Source organism: Steroidobacter denitrificans (assembly GCF_001579945.1).
In the GTDB taxonomy this organism is placed as follows: Bacteria; Pseudomonadota; Gammaproteobacteria; order Steroidobacterales; family Steroidobacteraceae; genus Steroidobacter; species Steroidobacter denitrificans.
The window spans coordinates 2,417,229-2,443,203 of record NZ_CP011971.1; the positions used below are offsets into that span (position 1 = coordinate 2,417,229).

General features: G+C 62.1%; 27 protein-coding genes. 14 read left to right on the forward strand and 13 right to left on the reverse strand.

The features are described from left to right. Positions 1-51: 51 nt before the first annotated feature. The 7 genes from ACG33_RS10945 to ACG33_RS10975 all read right to left on the reverse strand — a co-directional run bounded on the left by ACG33_RS10945 (position 52) and on the right by ACG33_RS10975 (position 4,734). Positions 52-441, reverse strand: a complete 390-nt coding sequence (locus ACG33_RS10945) for an STAS domain-containing protein (protein WP_083536789.1) — start codon at positions 439-441, stop codon at positions 52-54. Continuing rightward, positions 438-1,313 (reverse strand): MlaC/ttg2D family ABC transporter substrate-binding protein, encoded by an 876-nt coding sequence (locus ACG33_RS10950; RefSeq protein ID WP_083536791.1) that lies wholly within the window; start codon positions 1,311-1,313, stop codon positions 438-440. The genes ACG33_RS10945 and ACG33_RS10950 overlap by 4 nt, the downstream gene beginning before the upstream one ends. Then, on the reverse strand, positions 1,310-1,807 hold the full coding sequence (gene mlaD, locus ACG33_RS10955) for an outer membrane lipid asymmetry maintenance protein MlaD (protein WP_066921166.1): 498 nt from the start codon (positions 1,805-1,807) through the stop codon (positions 1,310-1,312). Before mlaD ends, ACG33_RS10950 begins: the two co-directional genes overlap by 4 nt. Positions 1,808-1,827: 20 nt before the next feature. Beyond that, positions 1,828-2,595, reverse strand: coding sequence for a lipid asymmetry maintenance ABC transporter permease subunit MlaE (gene mlaE, locus ACG33_RS10960; RefSeq protein ID WP_066921168.1), 768 nt, complete (start codon positions 2,593-2,595; stop codon positions 1,828-1,830). After that, positions 2,592-3,431, reverse strand: a complete 840-nt coding sequence (locus ACG33_RS10965) for an ABC transporter ATP-binding protein (protein WP_066923247.1) — start codon at positions 3,429-3,431, stop codon at positions 2,592-2,594. Before ACG33_RS10965 ends, mlaE begins: the two co-directional genes overlap by 4 nt. Before the next feature lie 98 nt (positions 3,432-3,529). Continuing rightward, positions 3,530-4,552 (reverse strand): class I fructose-bisphosphate aldolase, encoded by a 1,023-nt coding sequence (locus tag ACG33_RS10970; protein ID WP_066921170.1) that lies wholly within the window; start codon positions 4,550-4,552, stop codon positions 3,530-3,532. After that, positions 4,549-4,734, reverse strand: a complete 186-nt coding sequence (locus tag ACG33_RS10975) for a hypothetical protein (RefSeq protein ID WP_066921172.1) — start codon at positions 4,732-4,734, stop codon at positions 4,549-4,551. Before ACG33_RS10975 ends, ACG33_RS10970 begins: the two co-directional genes overlap by 4 nt. Before the next feature lie 290 nt (positions 4,735-5,024). On the opposite strand from ACG33_RS10975, the gene ACG33_RS10980 reads away from it, so the two are divergent. The 9 genes from ACG33_RS10980 to ACG33_RS11020 all read left to right on the forward strand — a co-directional run bounded on the left by ACG33_RS10980 (position 5,025) and on the right by ACG33_RS11020 (position 12,824). Continuing rightward, a complete protein-coding gene (locus ACG33_RS10980) occupies positions 5,025-5,486 on the forward strand; it encodes an SUF system Fe-S cluster assembly regulator (RefSeq protein ID WP_210399024.1) in 462 nt (153 codons plus the stop codon). 49 nt (positions 5,487-5,535) lie between these two features. Then, positions 5,536-6,993 carry a Fe-S cluster assembly protein SufB gene (sufB, locus tag ACG33_RS10985; RefSeq protein WP_066921174.1) on the forward strand — a complete coding sequence of 486 codons (1,458 nt, stop codon included), beginning with the start codon at positions 5,536-5,538 and terminating at the stop codon, positions 6,991-6,993. 30 nt (positions 6,994-7,023) lie between these two features. Beyond that, on the forward strand, positions 7,024-7,776 hold the full coding sequence (gene sufC, locus ACG33_RS10990) for a Fe-S cluster assembly ATPase SufC (protein WP_066923250.1): 753 nt from the start codon (positions 7,024-7,026) through the stop codon (positions 7,774-7,776). Beyond that, positions 7,773-9,317, forward strand: coding sequence for a Fe-S cluster assembly protein SufD (gene sufD, locus ACG33_RS10995; protein WP_066921177.1), 1,545 nt, complete (start codon positions 7,773-7,775; stop codon positions 9,315-9,317). Before sufC ends, sufD begins: the two co-directional genes overlap by 4 nt. After that, positions 9,314-10,585, forward strand: coding sequence for a cysteine desulfurase (locus ACG33_RS11000; RefSeq protein ID WP_066921179.1), 1,272 nt, complete (start codon positions 9,314-9,316; stop codon positions 10,583-10,585). The genes sufD and ACG33_RS11000 overlap by 4 nt, the downstream gene beginning before the upstream one ends. A gap of 9 nt (positions 10,586-10,594) precedes the next feature. Further along, positions 10,595-11,041, forward strand: coding sequence for a Fe-S cluster assembly sulfur transfer protein SufU (sufU, locus tag ACG33_RS11005; protein ID WP_066921181.1), 447 nt, complete (start codon positions 10,595-10,597; stop codon positions 11,039-11,041). 129 nt (positions 11,042-11,170) lie between these two features. Then, positions 11,171-11,668 carry a putative Fe-S cluster assembly protein SufT gene (gene sufT / locus ACG33_RS11010; protein ID WP_066923253.1) on the forward strand — a complete coding sequence of 166 codons (498 nt, stop codon included), beginning with the start codon at positions 11,171-11,173 and terminating at the stop codon, positions 11,666-11,668. A gap of 315 nt (positions 11,669-11,983) precedes the next feature. Next, positions 11,984-12,295, forward strand: a complete 312-nt coding sequence (locus tag ACG33_RS11015) for a Rieske (2Fe-2S) protein (RefSeq protein WP_066921183.1) — start codon at positions 11,984-11,986, stop codon at positions 12,293-12,295. Continuing rightward, positions 12,285-12,824 (forward strand): SixA phosphatase family protein, encoded by a 540-nt coding sequence (locus tag ACG33_RS11020; RefSeq protein WP_210399025.1) that lies wholly within the window; start codon positions 12,285-12,287, stop codon positions 12,822-12,824. The genes ACG33_RS11015 and ACG33_RS11020 overlap by 11 nt, the downstream gene beginning before the upstream one ends. Before the next feature lie 115 nt (positions 12,825-12,939). On the opposite strand, the gene ACG33_RS11025 is transcribed toward ACG33_RS11020, so the two are convergent. Further along, positions 12,940-14,475, reverse strand: a complete 1,536-nt coding sequence (locus tag ACG33_RS11025) for a hybrid sensor histidine kinase/response regulator (protein ID WP_066921188.1) — start codon at positions 14,473-14,475, stop codon at positions 12,940-12,942. A gap of 291 nt (positions 14,476-14,766) precedes the next feature. Here ACG33_RS11025 and ACG33_RS11030 point away from each other — a divergent pair, with 291 nt between their 5' ends. Next, positions 14,767-15,504 carry a sensor histidine kinase gene (locus ACG33_RS11030; RefSeq protein WP_066921189.1) on the forward strand — a complete coding sequence of 246 codons (738 nt, stop codon included), beginning with the start codon at positions 14,767-14,769 and terminating at the stop codon, positions 15,502-15,504. Between the two features lie 56 nt (positions 15,505-15,560). Further along, positions 15,561-16,232, forward strand: a complete 672-nt coding sequence (locus tag ACG33_RS11035; RefSeq protein ID WP_083536795.1) for a response regulator transcription factor — start codon at positions 15,561-15,563, stop codon at positions 16,230-16,232. Here ACG33_RS11035 and ACG33_RS11040 read toward each other — a convergent pair. The 4 genes from ACG33_RS11040 to ACG33_RS11055 all read right to left on the reverse strand — a co-directional run bounded on the left by ACG33_RS11040 (position 16,186) and on the right by ACG33_RS11055 (position 21,003). After that, the gene (locus tag ACG33_RS11040; protein WP_066921191.1) at positions 16,186-18,021 is read right to left on the reverse strand and encodes an acetate/propionate family kinase; all 1,836 of its coding nucleotides are present in this window, start codon (positions 18,019-18,021) and stop codon (positions 16,186-16,188) included. The genes ACG33_RS11035 and ACG33_RS11040 overlap by 47 nt on opposite strands. Before the next feature lie 39 nt (positions 18,022-18,060). Next, positions 18,061-19,440: a nicotinate phosphoribosyltransferase gene (locus tag ACG33_RS11045; RefSeq protein WP_066921193.1), complete on the reverse strand. Its 1,380-nt coding sequence runs from the start codon at positions 19,438-19,440 to the stop codon at positions 18,061-18,063. Between the two features lie 100 nt (positions 19,441-19,540). Next, positions 19,541-19,978, reverse strand: coding sequence for an Hsp20/alpha crystallin family protein (locus tag ACG33_RS11050; protein WP_066923258.1), 438 nt, complete (start codon positions 19,976-19,978; stop codon positions 19,541-19,543). A gap of 179 nt (positions 19,979-20,157) precedes the next feature. After that, the gene (locus ACG33_RS11055) at positions 20,158-21,003 is read right to left on the reverse strand and encodes an LOG family protein (RefSeq protein ID WP_066923261.1); all 846 of its coding nucleotides are present in this window, start codon (positions 21,001-21,003) and stop codon (positions 20,158-20,160) included. Positions 21,004-21,492: 489 nt separating this feature from the next. Here ACG33_RS11055 and ACG33_RS11060 point away from each other — a divergent pair, with 489 nt between their 5' ends. Then, complete coding sequence (locus ACG33_RS11060; protein ID WP_066921195.1) at positions 21,493-21,816, forward strand: HPF/RaiA family ribosome-associated protein; 324 nt, start codon at positions 21,493-21,495, stop codon at positions 21,814-21,816. A gap of 119 nt (positions 21,817-21,935) precedes the next feature. Here ACG33_RS11060 and ACG33_RS11065 read toward each other — a convergent pair whose 3' ends face one another. Then, positions 21,936-23,324, reverse strand: coding sequence for an MBL fold metallo-hydrolase RNA specificity domain-containing protein (locus ACG33_RS11065; RefSeq protein WP_066921197.1), 1,389 nt, complete (start codon positions 23,322-23,324; stop codon positions 21,936-21,938). Between the two features lie 306 nt (positions 23,325-23,630). On the opposite strand from ACG33_RS11065, the gene hemN reads away from it, so the two are divergent. Together hemN and ACG33_RS11075 are read left to right on the forward strand one after the other, a co-directional pair. Continuing rightward, on the forward strand, positions 23,631-25,040 hold the full coding sequence (hemN, locus tag ACG33_RS11070; protein ID WP_066923263.1) for an oxygen-independent coproporphyrinogen III oxidase: 1,410 nt from the start codon (positions 23,631-23,633) through the stop codon (positions 25,038-25,040). 94 nt (positions 25,041-25,134) lie between these two features. After that, positions 25,135-25,905 (forward strand): helix-turn-helix domain-containing protein, encoded by a 771-nt coding sequence (locus tag ACG33_RS11075; protein ID WP_066921200.1) that lies wholly within the window; start codon positions 25,135-25,137, stop codon positions 25,903-25,905. The last annotated feature ends 70 nt before the right edge of the window (positions 25,906-25,975 follow it).

Below are 25,975 nucleotides of genomic sequence, written 5' to 3' on the forward strand. Positions count from 1 at the left end.
AAAGCCGCGCCCGAAGAAGCGGCCGCCGGCGGGCGGATTACCCCGGGCGGTCTACGCACTCAACAGCGATTCCACTTCACTGATGCGTGCCAGGGCCTGCAACTGCTCCGGCAACTGTCCGAAGCGCATGACCTGTCCACGCTCGCGCGCGCCACGCAGCCATTCGATCAACAGCGCCAGCCCCGCACTGTCCGTGGCGGTCACACCGGAAAGATCGATTTGTGCATCGGGCAGCCTGGCGAACTGCTCGTTACCCTGATCCAGGAGCCGCACGACGGTGGTTGCATCCAGGACACCCTCCAGCCGAAAGCGTCCCTCGCCGAGGGATTCGAGGCGGGCCTGACGTACTCCGCCTTGACGAATACCAGCTCGGTGGCCGACCGGCTGGGTTCCTTCCAGGTCCGCTGATGCCGGCGACGCCGAGCCCATGGACGCTTTCACGATCGGGGTGCCGGTGGGGCTGACGCGGCGGATTTTTCCTTTTCCGCACCGCTCGAGACTTGCGATTCCAGCCGCTCGATGACTGCCTCGAGGCCCTTTTGCTCGATCTCTGCACCGAAATCCGTGCGCAGCGATTTAACGTAGGAGACACCTTCGATCTGCACGTCAAAGGCCTTCCAGCCCTGCGCCGTCTTGCGCAACGAATAATTCACCGGTACCCGCGAACCGTCGTCACGCCGCACTTCACTGCGCACAGTGGTGACGCGATCGTCCGGCTTGCCCTGGTGAGACAGAATTCTCAGCCGGTCCGGCGTGAACTCCAGCAATGCCTCGCCATAGCTCTGCAGCATCGACTGATAGAATGCCTCGATGAAACGTTCGCGCTGCGCGGGTGTCGCACTGCGCCAGTGCTTGGCCAGCACCAGCTGCGCGGCATATTGGGTATCGAAATGCGGCAGCATGATCCGGTCGACCAGTTCGCGCAGCCGCCTGGGATCCTGGCGGTATTCGGCACGATGCCGATCCAGTTCCTCGAGCGTCTCCTGTGCCACCTGGGTGACGACCTCCTGGGGACTGGCCTGCGCGGCCTGCTCCGCCGCCCGGGCAACGCCCGACGCGACTCCGGGCAATACCGAGGACAGCCCGAGGCACATCAAGGGAGAGGCCATGAGCGTCATCGCGCACAGCAGCGCCCCGCGTCTCGGCCCGCGCCCCCCGGTGGCTGCCGGCATGGCGGCGTGCGCGCCGGCTTTGGGTCGCACGCCCGTTCCGGCCGTACGCCCGGCCCGCCGCCGCTGCCCCTCGCGGTCCGCTCCGGTATTTACACGATCGACACGATCACACAGGTTCGCCGCTTGCATGGATTCATTCATCGGTTCGTCTCCTGCGCGCCCTGGCCGGCGTCGTCGCGGCGGCCGAAAGAAGCCACCAGCTGATTGATGAGGTTTTCCAGCACCAGGGCGTCCTGCACGAAATCGATACGATCCCCCTGGGTCAGGAACTCCTCATCCCCGCCTGCGGTAAGACCGACGTACTGCCCTCCCAGCAGACCCGAGGTCATGATGCTCGCATCACTATCTTTCGGAATCCTGTTGTAGGCCGAGGCGATGCGCATGCGCACGACTGCCTTGTAGACGTCCTGATCGAAGGCGATCGAGTCGACGCGCCCGATGGTCACGCCCGCCATCGATACGGCTGCGCCGGGTTTCAGGCTGCCGATATTTTCGAACAAGGCCGTCACCTCGTAACTCCTGCCGTCGATCGAAAGTTCTCGGTTGGTGATCTGGGTCACCAGGAAGAACAGCGCGGCAAAGCCGAGCAGCACGAACAGCCCGGTCGATATTTCCACAGTGCGCGTCGCACGCATAACCACCCCGATGTTTCAAGTCACAGCAGCACGGCTGTGAGCATATAATCCAAAATCAATGTCAATACGGCAGAGGAAACGACTGTACGGGTGGTCGCCTGCCCCACCCCTTCCGCGGTAGGCTTCGCCGTATAACCCTCGTACACCGCGATCAGGCTGCAGGCAACGCCGAATACGCAGCCCTTGATGATGCCTTCCATCACATCATCGGTGGTGACGCTGGAGCGCATCTGCGACCAGAACGACGCGGAATCCACCCCGAACAATTGCACGCCCACCACTTGCACGCCGAAGATGCCGATGCCGATGAATATGATGGTGAGCAGCGGCATCGCCAGCATCCCGCCCAGGAAGCGAGGCGCCACGACGCGGCGCATCGGGTCCACGGCCATCATTTCCATCGCCGTGAGCTGGTCGGTGGCGCGCATCAAGCCGATTTCGGAAGCCAGCGCTGTGCCCGCCCGCCCGGCGAACAGCAATGCAGTGACCACCGGACCGAGCTCCTTGATCAAGGCCAGAGCCGCCGCCGTGCCCAGTGCATCCTCCGATCCGAACCGCAGCAACAGATCGTAGCCCTGCAGTCCGAGCACCGCGCCGACGAACAGGCCGCAGGTCATGATGATGACCAGCGACAACGCTCCCGTATTATGGATCTGTTCGATGATCAGCCTCGGGCGCAGCAAGGCGCGCGGCACCTGCGCCAGCAGGCGGCCGAAGAACAGCGCCGTTGCGCCGATCGACGCTAGAAATCTCAGCAAGCCCTGAATCAGTTCGCGCAACAGATTCATCTGGAACCTGCCAGCAATTGTTCATGATAATCGGGCGCCGGATAATGGAAGGTCACCGGCCCGTCCGGCAAACCGTTCATGAACTGATGCACGATTTGTGCATCATGTCCATGAAGATCCGCAAACGTACCGGCGGCGGCCACCTTGCCGCCGGACAGAATGTAGCTGATGTCCGCCAGCGCCTTGAGTTCCTCCACATCGTGCGATACCACGATGCTGGTGATGCCCAGCGCGCTGTTCATCTGTCGTACCAGCCGTACGATCATACCCATCGAGATCGGATCCAGCCCGGTGAAAGGCTCATCGTAGATCAATAATTCCGGGTCGGTCGCCATGGCGCGCGCCAGCGCCACGCGGCGAGCCATACCCCCGGAAAGCTCCGTGGGCAGCAGCGAGGCGGCGCCGCGCAAGCCCACGGCCTGCAGCTTGGTCAGCACGATATTGCGGATAAGAGATTCCGGCAGATTCGTATGCTCCCGCAGCGGAAAAGCCACATTCTCGAAGACGTCGATGTCGGTCAGCAGGGCGCCGTTCTGGAACAGCATGCCCATGCGCAGACGCATTTCATACAATTGCCGGCGCGACAGACTCGCGACATCCATACCGTCGAACAGGATCTGGCCGCGGTCCGCGCGTATCTGGCCGGTGATCAGGCGTAGCAAGGTGGTCTTGCCCGTGCCGCTGGGCCCCATGATGGCGGTGATCTTGCCGCGCGGGATGGACATGTCGAGACCCGCAAAGATCGAGCGACGTCCTATCGAGTAGTAGACATCGCGTATCTCCACCAGGATGTCCGGGGCGGACGCCTGAGCTGCAGACGGCGATACAGCCTGCATGGGTGAAGCGTTCGACTGCATTTTCATGGCCTCCGATGGCTTGAATGCGCTCCGCGCGATCCTGGACCGCGCGAAGCGCAGCGGGCGCGGCGGTGCGGCTAGGCCGCGGCCTGCTCCTGCTTGGCATCGTACGCGCCCGATCGCGCCAGACCGTTGAATTTCGCACGGCGCAGGAACGCCTTCTGCCCGGCCTCGACGTTCTCCGGCTTGCCGCCCCAGGCCTGCAAGGCTTCCTCCTGAAGCGCGCGGCCGTAGGAGAAGGTCAGCTCCCAGGGATGCGGACCCAATACGTTCATGCGATTCAAATGCTCGGTGGCCTCCGGCGAGCTTTGTCCGCCCGACAGGAAGGCGATGCCCGGTACCGCACTCGGCACGTGGCGGCGCAGGCAGCGAATCGTTGCCTCGGCGACCTGCTGGGCTGCGGCGCGCATAGGACATTTTTTGCCTGAAATCACCATGTTGGGCTTCAGGATCGTACCTTCGAGATGAATGCGGTGTGAATGCAACTGGGCAAACACCGCCGCCAGCACTTGATTCGTGACCTCCTCGCAGCGCTCCAGCGTATGTCCGCCATCCATCAGCACTTCGGGCTCGACGATCGGCACGATGCCCGCTTCCTGACACAGCGCCGCATAGCGCGCCAGCGCATGGGCATTCGCCTCGATGGCGAATGCCGTCGGAATATCCTCGGCGATATCGATCACCGCGCGCCATTTGGCAAAGCGCGCACCCAGCCCGTGATACTCCGCCAGACGTTCACGCAGGCCATCCAGACCTTCGGTAATAGTCTCCTTCGGAAAGCCCGCGAGAGCCTTGGCACCCATGTCGACCTTGATGCCCGGCAGAATACCCAGCCCCTGCAGGTACTGCGGGAAGGGCGTGCCATCCTTGGTTTTCTGGCGAATCGTCTCGTCGTACAAGATCACGCCGCTGATATAGTCGGCCGCTGCCGGCGCGGTGAACAGCAGTTCCCGGTATGAGCGGCGGGTCTCTTGCGTGGACTCCACCTTGATGTTGTCGAAGCGCTTCTTGATCGTACCGCTGGATTCATCGGCTGCCAGGATGCCCTTGCCTTTCGCAACCATCGCCCGGGCGATGGTCTCAAGTTCACTGCGATTCATACGTCCTCCGCTTGCATTTCAACGTCTTCGTCCCGAGCCGCTGGAATATCCGCTTTCCACGCCTTCGCCCCTGAAGACGGCTTTTCCCGCAGACGACCCAAAGACGGCCCATCATTAATATGAGCTATGGCCCGTTCGATGACGGTGCCTGATAAAAAGATCGCTAGGATAGCAAATTGCATGCGGACTCATTGCGATCCAAGGCCCGATCCTGGCGCTCCGCGGTGCGGCCGGCACCCCGGCCCCGGTCACACATGCCCGCGCCGACCCTGCCCCTATGACGTACCGATGCGGCATGCCGGCGAAATATTTTCACCTTTGACCTGTTCACGAGTGGCCGCGAGCTTGCATTGGGACTAGAATGGTCCCATATCTATCCACGGACGCGTCCGCACGCCCGGACGCGCCGTTGAGATCTCCGGAGAGGCCCCCGGGTTCTCGAGGTTCCGGGTTCGCCCCGTTTGAAGGAGTCATGATGCTGCGAATCAGTAAACTGACCGACTACGGCACGGTGATCCTCGCCTGCCTGGCGGCACAGCGGGAACAACGGTTGTGGACGGCCGCAGAAGTTTCCGAACGCACCCAGCTGGGGCAGGCCACCGTGAGCAAGCTGCTGAAAAAGATGCAGCGCGGCGGTCTGGTGGTATCGACCCGCGGCAGCCGCGGCGGCTATCGCCTCGCCCTGCCGGCCACCGAGATCACCGCTGCGCACATCGTGGATGCGCTGGAAGGGCCCTTTGCAATCACCGAATGCAGCAGCGAACACAGCTCTTGCAGCATCGAAGCCAACTGCCGGGTCGGCAAGGCATGGCAGCGCGTCAACGTAGCGATCCATCACGCGCTGAGCGAAATTTCCCTGGCGCAGCTGGCCGGAGTGGAACGCGGCCCGGCCGTAACGGCGCCCGTGCCGCTCGCACGCGTGACCAACGAGTAGATACCCCGAAGCATCGGCCCCAATACCGCAACCCCCGCACCGACACAACATGTCCAGCAATCCGCAACACGATCCCGCCCTCGAAAGCCTGGTCGGCCAGAAGTACCGGCATGGCTTCGTCACGGACATTGAAGCCGATACCGTGCCCCCCGGCCTGGATGAAGATGTCATCCGCCTGATTTCACGTAAAAAAAAGGAGCCGCAGTTCATGCTGGACTGGCGGCTGAAATCCTACCGGCACTGGCTGACCATGCATGAGCCGGATTGGCCGCATCTGCGCATCGCGCCGATGGACTACCAGTCGATTTCCTATTACTCCGCGCCGAAGGCCCGGACCGATGCGCCCAAGAGCCTCGATGAAGTCGATCCGAAGCTGCTCGAAACCTATGACAAGCTCGGTATCCCGCTGCATGAGCGCGCCCGCCTGGCGGGCGTAGCCGTCGATGCCGTATTCGACAGCGTATCGGTCGCCACGACGTTCAAGGAGCGCCTTGCCAAGGCGGGAGTCATTTTTTGTGCATTCTCTGAAGCTGTACTGAAGCATCCCGAACTGGTGGAGCGATATCTCGGCACCGTCGTGCCCTATACGGACAATTTTTTCGCAACCTTGAATTCGGCGGTGTTCTCCGACGGCTCGTTCGTATTCGTCCCCAAGGGGGTGCGCTGCCCCATGGAGCTGTCCACTTATTTCCGTATCAATGCCGCTAACACCGGCCAGTTCGAACGCACACTGATCATCGCCGAGGAAGGCTCCCACGTCAGCTACCTGGAAGGCTGCACCGCCCCCATGCGCGACGAGAACCAGCTGCATGCCGCGGTCGTGGAACTGGTGGCTCTGGAGGGAGCGCAGATCAAATACTCGACCGTGCAGAACTGGTACCCGGGCGACGAAAACGGCCTTGGCGGCATTTATAATTTCGTCACCAAGCGCGGCGAATGCCGCGGCGCCAACTCCCGCATCAGCTGGACCCAGGTGGAAACCGGCTCGGCGATCACCTGGAAATATCCCAGCGTCGTGCTCACCGGCGCGAACTCCGTAGGCGAGTTCTATTCGGTCGCCGTCGCCAATAATTATCAGCAGGCCGATACCGGCACCAAGATGATCCACATCGGGCCGAACACCAGCAGCACGATCGTATCCAAGGGAATCTCGGCGGGCTATGGCCAAAACAGCTACCGCGGCCTGGTCAAAATCCTGCCCGGCGCGGCCAATGCGCGTAACTTTACGCAATGCGATTCGTTGCTGATGGGCGATCGCTGCGGCGCACATACCTTCCCCTATATGGAAGTACGTGCACCCAGCGCCAGCGTAGAGCACGAAGCAACGACCTCCAAGATCGGCGACGACCAGCTGTTCTACTGTCTCAGCCGCGGCATTTCCTCCGAGGATGCCGTCAACATGATCGTCAACGGATTCTGCAAAGCGGTTTTCAAGGAACTGCCGATGGAATTCGCGGTCGAGGCTCAGAATCTGCTCGCCGTCAGCCTCGAAGGCTCGGTGGGTTGAAAGCGATCAATCACAATGGAATCCCAGACCGTGTTGAAAATCAGTGATCTACATGTAAGCGCCGGCGGCCGGCAGATTCTCGATGGCTTGTCGCTCGAGGTTGCCGCTGGAGAGGTGCACGCCATCATGGGCCCGAACGGCTCGGGCAAAAGCACGCTCGCCCAGGTACTTGCCGGACGCGAAGGCTACGAAGTCACCTCGGGCAGCGTCATCTACCGGGATCGGGATCTGCTGGCGCTGCCACCGGAAGAACGCGCCCGCGAAGGCGTCTTCCTGGCATTCCAATATCCGGTCGAGATTCCCGGCGTCAACAACGTGTACTTGCTCAAAGCGGCGTTGAATGCGATCCGCAAGCATCGCGGCGAGGCGGAAGCCGATGCTTTCGAATTCCTGGCACTGGTACGGGAAAAAATGAAGCTCATGCAGATGGACGAGAGCTTCCTCAACCGCGGCGTCAACGAAGGATTTTCCGGCGGCGAAAAGAAGCGCAACGAAATCCTGCAAATGGCGGTGCTCGAACCGGCACTGGCGCTGCTGGACGAGACCGATTCAGGCCTGGACATCGACGCGCTGCGCATCGTCGCCAACGGTGTCAACAGCCTGCGCCGTGCGGACCGCTCCATCGTCATGGTCACGCATTATCAGCGACTGCTGGATTACATCGAACCCGACTATGTTCATGTACTGTCGGACGGCCGCATCATCAAGTCCGGCGACAAGTCACTGGCACTCGAGTTGGAAAAGCGCGGCTATGACTGGGTGAAGCAAGAGGCCGCTGCATGAGTACGCTGGCCGCCCGGAAAACCGCCACACCGCTTCAACACTGGCGCGCCCTGTTCGATACGCGCTGGAACTCCACGGATGCGCTGACGGCGCTGCGCCGCGAAGCGCTCGAGGAGTTCCTGTCCGCGGGCTTTCCGACGATCCGACAGGAAGACTGGAAGTACACCAATCTGCGCCGCCTGGATGCACGCGAATTTACCTTTGCCGATGCCGATGCATCCGAATTCGACACGCAGGGAGCTTCGGCAACGCCCGGCGAGATCACGAAGATCGAGGACGCCGCAGCACTGCAGGCACAATGGATCGCGAATCCCGGTGTGCGCATCGTGCTCGTGAACGGCCGCTGGACGCCCAAGCCAGGCTCGACCGGCGCTCATCCTCCGGGGCTCACGCTGCTGAGCCTGGGTCAGTGGGGTTCGCAAGACGCCGACGCGGCCGCAAAATTCCTGTCCGAAGCGCGTATTCCCCGCTCCGGCGAAGGTTCGGTATCGAGACGCGCCCCCGAGGTCGTACCCTTCAATTCACGCCAGGGAATCCGGCCGCCGGTGCGCCGCACCCCCCTCGAGCAGCTCAATCTGGCATTCAGCGAGGACGGCATCATCATCGAACTCGCCGACGGCATGGACATCGAGCCGGTGTATATCGTCCATCAGATGACCGCGCCGGAGAATACGAATCCGGAGAATGACCAGGAGAATATGCAGAGCGCCGCGCCGGCGGCCATGCGCATGGTGCATCCGCGCATCATCGTGCGCACCGGGCGCAACAGCCGCTGCACGCTCATCGAACATTTCCTCGGACCGGCCGATACCGAGTACTTCACCAACGCGGTCACTCACATCGAGGTCGGCCAAGGCGCCACGATGACCCATTATCGCCTGCAGACGGAATCTCCTCGCAGCTTCCACATCGCGCACATCGATGCACACGTGCAGGCGGCTGGCCGCTATGCCTGTTACGACATTGCTCTCGGCGCGAATCTGGCGCGCGTAGGTCTCAGCACCGCACTGGACGGACCCGGAGCCCATGCGGCCTTGTACGGCCTGTTCGTACCGCTGGGTACCCAGCACCTGGACGCCCACACGCGGATCGACCATCTGGCTGCGCATACCACCAGCGAGGAGGACTATCGTGGCGTCGCCGGCGGACGCGGGCGCGGCGTCTTCAACGGCAAGGTGATCGTGCATCCCGGGGCACAAAAGATCGATGCGCGCCAGTCCAGTCGTAATCTGCTGCTCTCCTCCGGTGCGCAGATCGATACCAAGCCGGAACTGGAGATTTATGCCGACGACGTGAAATGTGCCCACGGCGCCACCACCGGTCAGCTCGACACCACGGCCCTGTTCTACCTGCGCTCGCGCGGTCTGTCCGAGGACGATGCGCGCGCCCTGCTGATTCGCGCCTTCGCCGAGTCGATCCTCACCCGGATCGAACCTGTCGCGCTGCGTGAGCAACTCGAACATCACCTCGATGAGCGATTTGCGACCGCCCAGGACAGTCGCGAGGCGCCTCGACAGGGTGCCAATGGAACTCAGCCATGAGCGCCGTTCCGCCGTTCTCCTCGCAGTTCGCCGATCGGAGCGCAACGCCCGCCTTCGACGTGGCGGCTTTGCGCCGGGACTTTCCGATTCTGGATCAGAATATCGGTGGCAAACCGCTGGTGTACCTGGACAACGCGGCCTCCAGCCAGCGCCCACGCGCAGTCATCAAGGCCATCAGCGACTACTACGAGCACGATCACGCCAATGTGCACCGCGGCGTGCACGCCCTGAGCCAGCGCGCCACGGACGCCTACGAGGGTGCTCGCGACACGGTACGCCGCTTCATCAATGCCCGGGACGTGAAGGAAATCATTTTCGTGCGCGGCACGACCGAGGCCATCAACCTGGTGGCCCAGAGCTATGCGCGTCCCGCACTGAAGCCCGGTGATGAAATTCTCATCTCGGCGCTCGAGCATCACGCCAACATCGTGCCCTGGCAATTCGCGTGCGAGCAAACCGGCGCGAACCTGAAAGTCATTCCGATCGATCCAAGCGGCGAAGTCGACTTCGCGGCATTCGAAAAACTCATCGGTCCGCGGACCCGACTGCTGGCGCTCGCGCATGTTTCCAACGCACTGGGTACCGCCGTGCCGGTCGAGCAATTCATTGCCGTCGCGAAGCGCCACGGCGTACCGGTGCTGCTCGATGGCGCACAGGCGATCGCCCATGCACCGGTGGACGTACAGGCGCTGGACTGCGACTTCTACTGCTTCTCCGCTCACAAGATGCTGGGGCCTACCGGTGTCGGCGTACTCTATGGCCGGCAGCAGCTGCTGGATGCCATGCCGCCCTGGCAGGGCGGCGGCGACATGATCCTGACCGTGTCTTTCGAAAAGGCCACCTTCAACCAGTTGCCCTGGAAATTCGAGGCCGGCACGCCGAACATCTCCGGAGTGATCGGTCTGGGTGCCGCAATCGACTATCTGCAGGGTATCGGCATGCAGGCCATCGCGGCGTATGAGCAGCAACTTCTGGAATACGCCAGCACCCAGCTGCAGACCCTGCCCGGCCTGCGCATCATCGGTACCGCCGCACACAAGGCCGCCGTCGTATCCTTCGAGCTCGATGGCATCCATCCACACGATATCGGCACGATCCTCGATACCGAAGGCGTCGCGATCCGCACCGGTCATCATTGCGCCATGCCCGTCATGGACTTTTTCAAGGTTCCGGCAACCGCGCGCGCCTCGATGGCGTTCTACAACACATTCGAGGAAATCGACCGGCTGGTCGCGGCCCTCAAACATGCACGCACACTGCTGGGCTGAAACTTTCCCATGGACCTCAAAGATCTCTACCGTGATGTGATCGTCGATCACAACCGTCATCCACGTAATTTCGGCCCGCTGATTCCTGCGGATACCCAGGCCGAGGGCCACAATCCCCTATGCGGGGATCGCCTCACGGTGTATGTCAATCTCGATGACGATCGCATCCGCGAAGCCAGATTCGAAGGCAGCGGCTGTGCCATCTCGATCGCGTCCGCGTCGCTGCTGACGGAGGCCGTCAAAAACAAATCCCGCGCCGAAGTACAGGCTCTGTTCGATGACATACACCGACTGTTGACCCAGCACGATGCCGATGTCGACCTCGCCAGCCTCGGCAAGCTCGCCGCACTCTCGGGCGTACGCGAATTTCCGGCACGCGTGAAGTGCGCCAGCCTGTGCTGGCATACCCTCAACGCCGCACTGGAACGCGCCGCCAAGCCGGTGACAACCGAATGACGTACCCCTGACACGCAGACTGCCGGATATCCTGGCGAACAGCTTCACCGACAACCCGAGACCTACCTGAGTATCAACGTGCGCCACGATTCCGAACCGATCGTTCTACAACGCGATGTCGAAGCCATCATGGTGCCGGCGGGCATTCCCGTCACCCTGCGCACCGGCAAGACGGGATTCATCACCCAGGCGCTGGGCGGCAGCTTCACGGTGTATGTGGAAGGCAATTTATTTCGTATCGCCGGCAAGGACGCCGATGCCATCGGTCAGGAGGTTCTCGACAGCCCCGAACTGCCGCCCGATGCGACGGACGACGATGTGAAGGAACTGGTCTGGAATCAGATGCGCGGTTGCTATGACCCGGAAATCCCGATCAATATCGTCGATTTAGGCCTGGTATATGCCTGCGAGATCATTCACGAGTCCGGCGGCGAGCGGATTGCGCGGATCCAGATGACCCTGACTGCGGCCGGCTGTGGCATGGGCGAGGTGCTGGTACAGGACGTCAAGGACAAGGTCGAGCAGGTGCCGACGATCAAGTACGCAGATGTGGAACTGGTCTTCGATCCTCCCTGGAACCAGAGCATGATGTCGGATGCCGCCCGCCTGGCGACGGGCATGTTTTGAACGCTGCAGTGAACCCTGGACATGAACGCTGCTGAATGTCTTCGACTCGATATTTTTTATAGAGGGGGCCATCCCGCTCATGATCCTCGTCCGCCATGAATCCGAAGGCATGGCGGACGAGGATCATGAGCGGGATGGCATCGCTGAATGATTGCTCAATATCCAGAGTAGATCCGATGTTTAGATTCATGGCCAATGGAAACCATGAGCGAGACTGTACTCGCCGAGCGATTGCTCAACATCTAGAGCAAATCTGATGTTTAGAGGCATGGCGGACGAGGACCATGAGCGGCACTGTACTGCGGAGGTGAAACGATGACCTGGATGAAAGTGGCGCCGGCGGACTCGATTCCCCCTGGCGACTACGCGCAGATCGAGATCGACACCGGACTGGTCGCCGTGTTCAATATCGACGGGCAATTCTATGCCGTGGATGACACCTGTACCCATGACGGCGGTGAACTGGCCGGCGGGGCTGTCGACGGCGATGTCGTCGTCTGTCCCCGGCATGGCGCCCGCTTCTCCCTGCGCACCGGCGAGGCGCTCACGCCCCCCGCCTACGAGGCCGTGCGCAGCTATCCCACCCGCATCGTCGACGGCATGGTGGAGGTCCAATGTGAATCATGAGGTCCGAGATCCGCCTGACCGGGAACCGATGACGGTTCCCGCGCTATGGCGTCTGAGCCTGGTGCGCCATGCGCAGGCGGAAATCGCACGGGCCGAACAAAGCGACTGGGACCGGGAACTGGAGCCTCGAGGCCGACGAGACGCGATGGAAATGGGCCGACGCCTCGCGCGGCAAGGTGCTCCGCCACAACGCATTCTGGCCAGTCCGGCAGCGCGCACGCTACAAACCGCGCGAATTCTGGCCGGCGAACTCGGTCTGGAGGACGGCTTGATCCAGCCGCACGAGGGGCTGTATCTCGCCTCCGCGCCGCGAATGCTGGATATCGCACGAGCGCTCGGCGGCGAAGCCCGGCATCTCATGATCGTCGGGCACAATCCCGGGATCAGCGAATTCGCCGACCAACTATCCGGCGAGCATGACATCGACGATCTGCCGCCTTGCGCCATATGCATACTGCACTTCGAACTGCGCCGCTGGAGTGAGCTCGAATGGGCCAACGGCGTCCAGGTCCAACGCGATCATCCCTGACTCGATCACCCCTTGGAATTTATCTGTAAAAGCGCTCCTTTTCATAAATCCGCCAATCCACCGATCTGAATCGGAATCCCTTGGAATGGAATTCGCTGTTGGATTGCCTGCGTCTTCAGGCGTTCTGCAGCCTGATATCGCTCAATTCACAGATGGCTTTCAGCAGGGCGGTCGTATCGACCGGCTTGCTCAGAAAGCGGCAATTCGCCGGCTGGGGATCGACGCGGCGCAATACCGATTGCAGATCTCCGCTGAGGATGATGCCGGGCACATTGCGCCCGGACTGCTCGCGCAGTGCAAACAGCACATCCAGCCCCGTATGCCGGTCTTCCAGATGATAATCCACGATCACCACGTCATCGGAACGCAGCGGGGAGAACAGCATCTGCGCCTCCGCCGCCGAGCTAGTGCTCAGCACCTCGTAGCCTTCGAGCTTGAGAAACAGCTCCGTTGCGACGCGTACCCCCTCATTATCTTCCACCAGCAGGAGCCGCTCCCGGCGATGGGCGTCGGGATCGCCGGCGGCCAGCGCAGCGGCCTGCGCGGCGGTGGAACGGACCACGATCTGGCGGCTCGGAATCCTGATGCGCGCCTGGGTGCCCTCCCCCAGCTGGGAAGTGATGCGTACCGAGAAACCCAGCAGGCGTGCCACTTCCTTGACGATCGCCAGGCCCAGGCCCACACCCATGCGCTTCATGCCATGAGTATCCACTTGATAATACTCGTCGAAGATCCGCTCCAGCTTGTCCTTGGGAATACCCACGCCGGAATCCTCGACACTGATGGTGAGCGCATCCGCAGTCGATGAACAGGCCACGCTCACAGTGCCTTCGTCGGTATACTTCAGGGCATTGCCGAGCAGATTCTGCAGCAACTGATAGAACAGGATCCGATCGGTGGAAACGACCAGATCGGTAGCCTGGAAATGTAGATCGATACGGCGTGTTCTGGCGATCGAAGCAAACTCCGTGCGCAGCTCCTCGAACACCTTTGCCAGCGGAACATCCGCAATATTCGGCCGGATCGCGCCCGACTCCAGGCGGCTGATATCCAGCAGGGCGTTCAACAGACGCACCATGTTCTCGATGGCCTGCCCTTGCTGCTGCAGCAGCTCGCGCACGTCCGGCTGTGGGACCATCTTCTGCATCGCCATGTTGAGCAGGCGTATCGTCTGCATGGGCTGGCGCAAATCATGGCTGGCAGTTGCCAGGAAGCGGCTTTTGGCTCGATTGGCCCGATCGGCCTCCTCGCGCGCCGCGACCAGCGCCTCGTTGAATTCCCGGCGTTCCGTAACGTCGCGGATCGCGGCAGCGACGAACGACCGATCCTTGACACGAATGGGTGCAAGCCGAATGGCCACCGCGAATTCGCTGCCGTCCGCTCGGCGCGCAAACTGGTCGCCGACCTGCGCGCCCATATCCCGGCTTTCCGGTTCGCGCACATAGCGGTCGACATGCGAAATATGGCGTTCTCGCAGGCGCTCCGGAATCAGCAAACTCAAGGATCTACCGATCAGCTCACTGGGCCGATAACCCAGCAGGCTGGTGACCGTCTCATTCGCAAAACGAATCAAACCGCCATCGTCCACGACGATCAAGGCGTCTGGTGAAAAGCGCAACAAATGCTCGTTGATGGCGTCGAGATATTCCATATCCAGTGGTCAATGCTAACGCACATCGGCACTATACGCTCTTCCAAAGTCTCCGCTACGGGACGGGCGCAACGGATTGAGTGGATTTCTCGGGTTCCCCGCCGTCTGCGCTTGATGCAGGCTACGTCGGATACCCGGCGCCGAAAACCGGGTGGATTCCGTATGGCGGCAGCCGGCGCATACCTCCGTCTCGACGATCAAGCGTGAGATAATTGACTATTATCGCTCGGAAAGGCAGTGACGATACACGATTCCATAATCGACGAACGGACCGACAGGCAGACTGCGCGAATGCTCGAGCAGCTCATGCAGATTGCCAAGATGTCTGCGCTGGAAGAAATGGCCAGCGGGATTGCTCACGAGCTGAACCAGCCCATCGGTGCCATTGCCACGTTCGCCCAGGCCGCCGAACGCATGCTGTCCAAGCCGCAGGCCGATCCGGAGCCCATACTGGACGTCCTGCGTCATATCAGCAGCGAGGCGATGAATGCCGGCCAGGGCATCCACCGCATTCGCAAACTGTTCGACGGTTACGGCGCAGAGCGCTCGAACTGTGATATCGCGGAAATCATCGCTGAACTCGCCCCCGTCCTCCAACTGCTGGCTCAGCGAGCCGGTGTCCAGCTGAAAATCTCCGTCGATGCCACGCTGCCGCGAATTTCCGTCGATCGCTTGCGCATTCAGCATGTGCTGTTCGCGCTGGTGCAGAACGCGCTGGAAGCCATCACATCCGATATCACCGCTCCGCAGGTATGTCTCGATATCAGCGGCGATCGCCATTACGTGACCACGGCCGTCATCGATCATGGCACTGGTGTCTCCAAGGAGGCTCGCCCTCAGCTGTTTCGCCCCTTCTTCACGACCAAGATCACCGGAACGGGGCTAGGCCTGGCCTCGGCGCGCGCGATTGTGGAAATGCATGATGGTACGATCGGCTTCGATCAGCTCGAAGATGGCGGCACGCGGTTCTGGTTTCGTCTACCCGCGGCCAATGCGATGGACTCGGCACCAGAAGCGACACCGGCCTGATTCCGGTCGACAGCATCGATGGCACCCGGCAGGGACCTGCTCGGCAAGGAAATTCCATGCAGAATGACAAAGCAGCGAAAGGTCCAAAAGATAAAAAAGACAACGATCGGCAAGGCAAGGAAAAGAACGCCGTCATCTATGTCGTCGATGACGACGACGGCATGCGCCGTGCCCTGAGCGTACTCATGATGACCGTGGGCTACCGCTCGATAGCTTTCCCACGCCCCGAGGAATTTCTGGAAAAGTATGACCCCGGACAGCCCGGCTGCCTGGTCCTGGATGTACGGATGCCCGAAATGAGTGGACTGGAAGTCCAACAGCACCTCAATCGTATGGGCGCCATGATTCCGATCATCCTGGTGACGGGCCATGGCGACATTCCCATGGCCGTGCAGGCCATGAAAGATGGCGCTTTCGACTTCCTGCAAAAGCCGTTTCGCGATCAGGATCTGCTCGATCGCATCAATGGCGCGCTCAAGCTCGACGCCAAGAATCGCGCCAGCGTGGAAAAGCACGCCGAGCTCAAACAGCGAGCCGAATCGCTCACGCCGCGCGAACGCGAAGTCATGAGCCGGGTGGTCGACGGGCAGGCCAATAAGGTCATCGCTATCGATCTCGGACTCAGCGAGCGCACCGTGGAAATCCACCGGGCCAATGTCATGGACAAGATGGGGGCACGTTCTATCGCCCATCTCGTGAGAATGCATCTGACGCTCCACGGAGAATGAGCTCCCCCTCATCGCCTTGCTTGACGCCGGCTGCGTTCGCTTCATCCGTGTCCAGATGCATCTCCAGGTTGAAATCCGGCGAGACGCGCACCATGACGTCGCCGAATATCAGATCCCGCCCGTCGGTGTCCAATTTGACCTGAACCGTATCGCAGTCCCGCACACCAAAAAGAGCGGCATCCTCAGGACTCATATGGATATGCCGGCGCGCACTGATGAGGCCGTTCGGCAAGGTGACGCGTCCTCGAGGACCTTCGAGCGTGATGCCCGGCGTATTGAGCAGGTCGCCCGAGATGCGGACCGGCGCATCGACACCCAAGGTGAATTCATCGGTTCGTGATATCTCGATCTGGTCATGCACGCGCGGCGGACCCAGGACGCGTACACCGTCGATGCGGCCCCCAGGACCGATCAAGGCAACGGACTCCTGCGCGGCGAACTGCCCCGGTTGCGACAGGGCCGCCCGCTGCCGCAGCACATATCCTGGACCGAACAGCCGATCGATCGTCGCCTGCGACAAATGCGCATGACGTGCCGAAATGGCGACCGGAATACGCGCCGACGCCATGCCGGTGGCGCGATCCGCATCGCGGCGAGCCAGAAGCTCTGCCGCATCCCCGGCGATCGCCGATTCCTCATCCGCGCGCACGACCAGCAGGCGGGTTCGTGAATATTCCTCTGAAATGCACGCCACGCCAAATTCATCGAACCCGGCATCCCGGTTCGCATCCTCGTCCAGGACAGCTCCCAGAAAATCCAGCCGCTGCATGCATCGATGACGCACCAGGGCGCTGTTTTCCCCGACCCCGCCTGTGAACGCGATGACCTCGACGCCGCCCATTACTGCGGCGTAGGCACCGATGTACTTGCGAATGCGATGCGCATAGAGCGTGATCGCCAACCGGCAGTGCTCATCGCCGCGCGCTGCACGCCGCTCGATTTCACGCATGTCGTTGGTGCCGGTCAGCCCGGTCAGCCCGGCGCGGGAATTCAACAGTTCATCGAGCGCGGACGCATCGAAGCCTGCCGATTGCAGCAGATGCAACAATACGCCGGGATCGATATCGCCGCAGCGCGTCCCCATCACCAGGCCTTCCAGCGGTGTCATGCCCATGCTCGTCTCGACACTGCGGCCATATTCGATCGCCGCCACGCTGGCCCCGTTGCCCAGATGACAGGAAATGATGCGCAGTTCCTGTGGCGTCGCGTTCATATGAACGCATGCCGCCGACAATACATGCGCGTGACTGGTGCCATGGAATCCGTAACGCCGGATACCGAAGCGTTCGGTCACCTCCCGCGGCAGTGCATATTCACGTGCGCGCGGCGGCAGGGTCGCATGAAACGCCGTATCGAAAACCGCCACATGGGGCAACTCCGGCAGCAGTTCACGGCAGATACGAATCGCCGCCGCCGCGGGCGGATTGTGCAAGGGCGCAAGTGCGGCTATCGAATCCAGCGTACTCAGCGAAGTTTCGTCGATCAGCGTCGGCCGCACCAGTTCGCCGCCCCCATGCACGACCCGGTGGGCGACCGCCTGCACCGTATCGCGTATGCGCGCGCGCCCGCCGGCCTGTTCCAGCAACTCGCTCACCGCGGCGCGCAGCGACAAACCCTCACACTCACGAATCTCGCCATCGCGGGTATGCACGCGGCACGATGCTCCGCCCATACCCTCTACGCGGGCATCGAACATCCGCCGCGCATGCGCACCGACCGACCTCGGCTCGACCTCGATCAACGCCATTTTCACCGATGAACTGCCGCAATTCAGCGCGAGAACGAGCATAGTGTCTCCATGATGCAAACCGAAGGCCGAACCGCGTCGTCAGGTCGGACGTCGGTCGCACTGCACCGCCAGGTCGTGCTGCCTCGCGGACACCTTGACCGGAGAATGACAGCCTCGTTCCAGCCCCCGCAGCACCAGCGGCAGGCTTGCGAGTTCCTCGGCGCAGTGCCGCCGCACCTGCTTCAACGAGGGAGAGGGAGTGGTACGCCGACCGTTCACCATGACTTCCCGCAGCAAGGCCCTGCCTTCCATGACTTCATCGGCGCAGGCCAGAACATCCATGCCGATACGGCCACGAGGATCGTATTGCCGATAGACCTGGCGGGGGCCCGGCCAGCTCTCCTTCCATTGAGAGCGCTTGCGGGAAGGCCGGTCTGCGTACTGTTGCAGCGTGTAGACGCAGTCAAGCGCGGGTGCGTCCATCGAGACGCTCAAGCGGGTTCCGACGTAATAGGCATCGATCGGCGCACGGGCCGCCTGCAGTGTTTCGATGGCGTGCTCATCGAGATCACCGCTGACGAATATGCGCACATCGCTGCATTCGTTGCGATCCAGGATCTCGCGCACCCGCCGGGTCTCCAGCGCCAGTTCGCCGCTGTCGATACGCACAGCCTCGACACGCCCTCCCGCGGCACGCAATTCGCGCGCCAACGCCGCCGCACGCAGTGCGCCACGCGTGATGTCATAGGTATCGATGAGCACGACCAGATCCTGCGGCCGATACGCGGTAAAGTTACGGAAAGCCTGCGCTTCCAGGTCATGCGCCTGCACGAAGGAATGCGCCATGGTGCTCGAAATCGGTATGCCGAACAGTCGCGCAGCCTCGACGTTCGAGGTGGCATCGAAGCCGGCGATATAGCTGGCACGGCTCCCATGGATCGCAGCTTGCGCACCATGCGAGCGCCGCAGTCCGAAGTCGATCAGCATGCTGTGCGGTGCCGCCAGCCGGCAGCGGGCCGCTTTGGAGGCGACCAGTATCGGATGATGCATCAAATTGATGATGCGGCTTTCCACGAATTGCGCCTCAGGCAGCGGCGCCACGATCCGCAATAACGGTTCGCTGGCGAAAAATACCGTTCCCTCCGGCATGGCGAATACATTGCCCGTGAAGCGAAAGTGCTCCAGGCGGGCCAGCAGCTCATCGCTGAAGCGTTGCGTGGAGGCCAGCCAGTCGAGTTCCTGCGGTGTGAAGCGCAACGACTCCAGATAATCGAGCGCCAGCTCCAGGCCCGCGGCAACCATGAAATTCCGGGTATCGCGCTGGCGTCTGACAAAGAACTCGAAAACGCCGATCCGCTCCATGCCCAGCCGATAATAGGCATCCAGCATGGTGAGCTGGTACAAATCGGTGAGCAATGCGCCGACCCCGGATGTCTGCGTGCGGACCGGTTCGCGTCTCGTCGCTGATCGCCGGCTCATGCGCCTGACCCTCGAATTGCCATGTGTCCGACGAGGCCGCCAGGCCGACCCGCATCGGTATCGCATCGGGCAGGTGCCGCCTGCCCGGTGCGAAGGACGCTCACTTGACTTCGATAGAGACCGGCTTTCGCTGGGTCGGCTCCTTTTTGGGAATGCGCACCCGCAGTACGCCGTCCTTGGATTCGGCCTGAATGCCCTCGGTATCGATATCATCCGGCAGGGCAAAGCTGCGCGAAAACTTCCCATAGGAAGTTTCGACACGAATCTCGTTCTCTTCCTTGTACTCTTTTTCGCGACGGCGCTCCCCGGTGACGGTGATCACCCCGTTATCCAGGGAAATCTTCACATCCTCCTTCTTGACCTCCGGCAGATCAGCCTTGATCACATATTCCTTGTCCGTTTCACTGATATCGGCCAGCGGCGTCCAATCCATTCCATAGGCGCCACGGCGCAGGCCACGACCACGGCCGAAGAAGGGAGAATAGTCCCGCAGCATCTGATCGAACTCACGAAACGGTTCCCAACGCGTAACGTTCATTGCGCTCTCCTGAATCGGTTGATCGACGGTGAAGTACTCCACAAGTGTTCACCAGTTCGGCCCGGACAACCATTCGGGGAAGGCCGTAATCGATTCCCGGCTTCACCGGATGCCCTGTCGGATGCCGGGAGCGGCGCTGTCGCGGCAACCCCGCCCCCCTTCTGCACGGCACCGTTCCTTCATTCCCCGCGCGAACGTGCGCCGTTGTGCGTATGTGCCCGAAGGCCCCGGCGCGTCAATATCTCCCAGGCTTCCTCGGCGGATTCGGCGAAGTCGAACAACGCCAGATCAGCGGCTGAAACCATGCCTTCTTCGACCAGGACGTCGAAATTGACCAGACTGCGCCAATAAGCCTGGTCGACGAGCACGATGGGAACGGACGGCGCCTTGCTGGTCTGGCACAAGGTCAGGATTTCGAACAATTCATCCATGGTGCCGAAGCCGCCCGGAAAAATGGCCAGCGCATTGGCCCGCATCGCCAGGTGCATTTTGCGCATCGCGAAATAATGAAACTGGAAAGTCAATGCCGGCGTACTGTAGGCATTCGGAATCTGCTCCTGGGGCAGAGTGATATTGAAACCGATCGTGGGGGCGCCCGCCTCCCGTGCGCCGCGATTGGCTGCTTCCATGATGCCGGGGCCGCCCCCGGTGGCGATCACGTTGTCGCGCCAGCGGTGCTGAGGCGCAAGCGCGCCGCCGCGCTCGGAAGCGATCCGCCCGAACTCCCGTGCCGCCTCGTACCAACGTGCCTGGCGTTGCCAGCGGGCGGCGATTTTCCGTTCCTGTTCGTCACGGGCTGCCGCGACCGCTGCCTGCGCCTCTTGCTGGCTGCGTACGCGCGCGCTGCCGAACACGATGATGGTCGAGCGTATGCCCCAGTCTTTCAGCAGGAGATCGGCCTTGGCGTACTCCAGCGCAAAGCGCGTCGCCCGCATTTCGTCGCGCAGCAGAAATTCGGTGTCCTGCACCGGCAGCAAGTAGCTGGGCGAGCACAGCTGCTGACGGCTATCGGGCGGCGTTCCCATCGCCAACGGCTCGGCGCAAACGCCCTGAGCGCCGGCGCCGTGATCGACGCCTGCCTTGCCGAAAAACGACTGTCCGCCAGGCTGCTCCGGGTCAAGTAATTCCTGAGCAGGCTGCCCCTGAACGGATTGATCCTGGACAGATTGATTCCGATCAGGCGCTCGGGTATCCGGATGCTGCGGGGAAACGGGTCGAGTGGGTCTCTGGCTCATCGTGATCCATTGAAAAACAGGCGCTCTTCGCCCGACGCAAAGTGTAAGTGCTGCGATGACATCGCGCAGCGCTCCGCGTGTCCGCAGCGTCCGCTCGAACAGGCCGGAACCCAGACCAGGCTTCGCCCACCCCCTGGCCCCGGGCCACGCCGTGGTGCAGTTCATCGGAATACGCCTAACGGCCACGGGGTTTCTCGGATGGAGCAGGGCGGATCCGCGACTCATCCTTGGCTCAAGCTCATTTTTCCCACCCGCGTACCTTAGGAGTCGAGCGCCCCGATGCAAAGCCCTCTACGCCTTACGTTTCGTCACGTGGACCGCTCGCCGGCTCTGGAAGCCCGGGTACATGATTTGATCGGTCGCCTGGAAAAATTTCATGATCGCATCACTGCCTGTCATGTCGTCATAGAAGCGCCCAATGCGCGCCCGGGCAAGGGGCGCCCCTTCGATGTCAGCATCGAACTGGCGATTCCCGGCGGCTTCATTCACGCCCATGGCACCCACGGCAATGCGAACGAAGGCCACGCGGACGTCTATGCTGCATTGAGCGACGCTTTCGACAGCGCCAGGCGGCAATTGCAAAACGCCGACCCGACGCACTGACGAATCGGTCTGCGGATATGGACCTCACCTCCCAGGTTTCATGCCCGCAGTGATCATCCTGGCGAACCGTCCTTGGATCCGCGGGCAGCCCGCTTCCCAGAGCCCCGCTCGATGGCCGGCTATCGGTTTGCGGGATTGCGTTCGGCCGCGGGTCCGAGCACGACCGAATCGCGATATTCCGGAACGCTGACGGACCAGCCCAACTCCCGCTTGATGCGCACCCGCAATGCCTCGCTGGCCGAAGGTTCCCCATGGGTGATGAACGTATGTTTCGGGGCCCGCGGCAGCTTGCGCATCCAGGCGATGAGTTCATCGGCGTCCGCATGCCCCGACATGGAGCTCAATTGCATGACCTGGGCGTTGATCGGCACGTCCTGGCCATGGATGCGGATCGTTTTCGCCCCGCCGATCATGGCTGCGCCGCGCGTGCCGCCCGCCTGATAGCCGGCGAACAGAATCAGGTTGTTCGCATCCGGTGCGAACACCTTCAGATGATGGATGACCCGGCCGCCGGTCGCCATGCCGCTGCCCGCCAGGATGATCATGGGACCGCCTCGCCGATCCAGCGCCTTGGACTGCTCCACGCTGCGCACCATCCGGGTCGCCCTGAACACCTGCGCGCACTCCTCGTGGGACAATCGATGTTCGTCCGCGAACACCCGATACAGCTGCGTCGCGTCGGTCGCCATGGGACTATCCAGGTAAATCGGCACGTCCTGAAGCGCGCCCGCCGCCTTGAGGCGGGCGATGAGCAGCATCAACAGCTGGGCCCGCCCCACTGCAAAGGTGGGAACCACCACGACGGCGCCGCGGGCGATGGCAGTCCGTAAAATCACACCCAACTGCGCCTGTAGATCGAGCACCTCGTGCCGGCGATCCCCGTAGGTCGATTCGATCACCAGGCAGTCCGCCGCGGGGGGAGACTGCGGCGCGTTCATGAGCGGATCGCCGCTGCGGCCCAGATCACCCGAAAAAATGATCGAATCCTGGCCGTTTTCCAGGTGTACGCTGGCTGCGCCCAGCAAGTGTCCCGCATGACAGAACCGTGCCGTCAGGCCCGCCAGCGGCTGGAACGCCTTGCCGAACCTCACGGTCTCGAATAGCTCCAGGCAGGCTTCGGCATCGGCCCGGGTATACAGCGGCAGCGCCGGCTTGTGGATCGAGTAGCCGTGACGATTAAGAAACCGCGCCTGCTCTTCCTGCAGAAAGGCACTGTCGGGCAACAGGATCCGGCACAGCTCGAAGGTCGCAGGTGTGGCAAAAATACGGCCGCGAAATCCCCGCCGCAGCAGCGCCGGAAGAAAACCGCTGTGGTCGATATGTGCATGCGTCAGCACCACAGCCTCGATGGAGGATGCTGCGAACGGCAGTTCCGACCAGTTTTTCAGGCGTAGCTGCTTGTAGCCCTGATATAGGCCGCAATCGACCAGCATCCGCCGTTCATCGCATTCCAGCAGATAGCGCGAGCCGGTCACCGTGCCCGTAGCCCCGAAGAATCCCAGCCTCATCGTTCGACCTCGCATAAAAAAGAACCCCCCGTGCCTGGGCGCGGAGGGTCGATGGGGATCCATGAAGTCACGAGCGCGAATGCTCATCGGAACAAAACGGGGCGTATGGCGCCATGCGAATTGCCCGTAGCCCGACCCCGGTATTCACCACGATCGCTATCGTACCAGGGCGTTGCCTGCGGATCCGAATATGTCTAGCATGCATGTGAAGGCCCACCGGTTGCGCCCCTTCCGCCGGCAGACACGCCGCAGCTGCTGCTGATCCAGATCATGGCGAAGGAAACGCATCGCAATGCATACTGGGTCATGAGCGTCTTTCCCTCCCCTTCATTCGACTCGGAGCTGTTGCGCCGTTACGATCGACCGGGGCCGCGCTATACCTCCTATCCGGCCGCACCCCGATTTCGAACGGATTTCAGCGAAGCCGACCTGCGCGAACATGCCGGCCGCAGCAACGCCGATCCCATTCCACGCCAGCTGTCGCTGTATCTGCATATCCCCTACTGTCTCAGCCCCTGTTTCTACTGCGGCTGCAACCGCATCATCACCCGCGATCGGACCAAGGGCAGCCGGTACGTGGAACGCCTGATCCGCGAAGTCGAAGCAATGGGCAAGCTATTCGACCGTGATCGCGACGTCATCCAGGTGCACCTGGGCGGCGGCACCCCCAATTTCCTGGGCGTGGATGAACTGCGGGAACTGCTCGAGAGCGCCGGCCGGCACTTTCATTTCAGCCTGGCGCCAAACCGGGATTTCTCCATCGAGATCGATCCGCGGTTCGTCACGCCGGAGGACATCGCCGGCTATGCGCAACTCGGCCTGAACCGCGCCAGCCTGGGCGTGCAGGACTTCGACCCGCAGGTACAAGAAGCGGTCAATCGTATCCAGAGCGTCGAGCAGACTCTGCAGGTCATCGAGGCCTGCCGTGCGAACGGACTGCGCTCCATCAACGTGGACTTGATCTACGGGCTGCCCAAGCAGACCCTCGAAGGATTCGGCCGCACCCTGGACACCGTGATCGAAGCGCGGCCGGACCGCCTGGCCGTGTACGGCTATGCCCATCTCCCGGAGCTGTTCAAGCCGCAGCAGCGCATCGACGCCGCCGAACTGCCGACGCCGGATACGCGCCTGCGGCTGCTGCAGCTGGCCATCGACAAGCTCTCCGCCGCCGGTTATCACTACATCGGGATGGATCATTTCGCGCTGCCCGGTGACGATCTGGCGCAGGCTCAGGAGGCCGGCACCCTGCATCGTAATTTCATGGGCTATACGACCCATGCCGACAGCGATCTGATTGCCATGGGCATGAGCGCCATCAGCCATATCGGTGACAGCTTCAGTCAGAACCCTCGCGATCTGGCCGGCTGGGAAATCGCCCTGGATCACGGACGGCTGCCCGTCTGGCGTGGTCTGCATCTGGATGCCGACGACCTGTTGCGAGCCGACATCATCCAGCAGCTCATGTGCCAGGGCACGATCGACATCGCCGCGATCGAAAAACGTCATGGTATCGATTTCCAGGACTATTTCAGCGAATCTCTCGCACAATTGCACGGTCCCATCGACGACGGGCTGGTCGAGATGGATCGGCAGAGGATCACCGCCACTTCGCGCGGCAGGCTGCTGTTGCGTATCATTGCCATGTGCTTCGACCGCTATCTCACCCAGACGCCCCCCCCCGACGCCGTGAAACCGCGATTCTCGCGCGTCATCTGACCGCCGCCGGGAATGCCCGGCAGCACCACACGGCGGCGCCCGGCATCCGCATGCGGCGTCATCTGTACCTGGATCACCACATAGGGAGTCTCGCATGAGGGCGCTGCCCAGCCGCCTGTCGCGCATACCTGCCGTCGGGAGCGACGAGCCGATGCCTGCGGATGGAAACGAGTACAACTTTTGCGACACCTGCACCTTCTCGCGTACCTGCCTGCAAAGCGGCTACGACAAGGGCCGGCTGCGCGATCTGCATGTATTGATCGACCACGTAGGTCCTTTCCGGGAAGGCGAACACCTGTTCCGGGAAGGCGATCCTTTCACCGCCATCGCCGCCGTGCGCGCCGGTGTAGTCAAGACCTACGTCAACGATGCCGATGGGCGCGAACAGGTACAGGGATTCTTTCTGCCCGGCGAGATCGTCGGCCTGAGCGCCATCTCGCATGACCGCTATCCCTGCAATGCGGTGGCCCTGGATACCGTCCAGCTGTGCCGCTTCTCGTTTCCGGACATCGCCGCGCTGGCGACCCGCATACCCAGCCTGCAGCAACAGCTGTTCCGGCTGCTCAGCCAGGATATCGGCAAGGCGACGCTGCTGGCCGGCAACTATTCCGCCGACGAGCGCATGGCGGCATTCCTGGTGTCGCTCTCGCGCCGCTACGCCGCCCGCGGCGGCAACCCCGACCGCTTTCACCTGGTGATGACCCGCACCGACATCGCCAACTACCTGCGGCTTGCCTCCGAAACCGTCAGCCGCGTTTTTCGGCGCTTCCAGGACGAAGGACTCATTCAGGTCGACCGGCGCGATCTAAGATTGCTGAACCTGTCCCGGCTGGAAACCCTGGCGCGCAGCGTGCTGAGGGAATGATCCCCGCTGACCTGGATCAGGGTGGCACCGGAATACCGGTGGCAGGATCGCCGGCACCGCCTGGCGCATG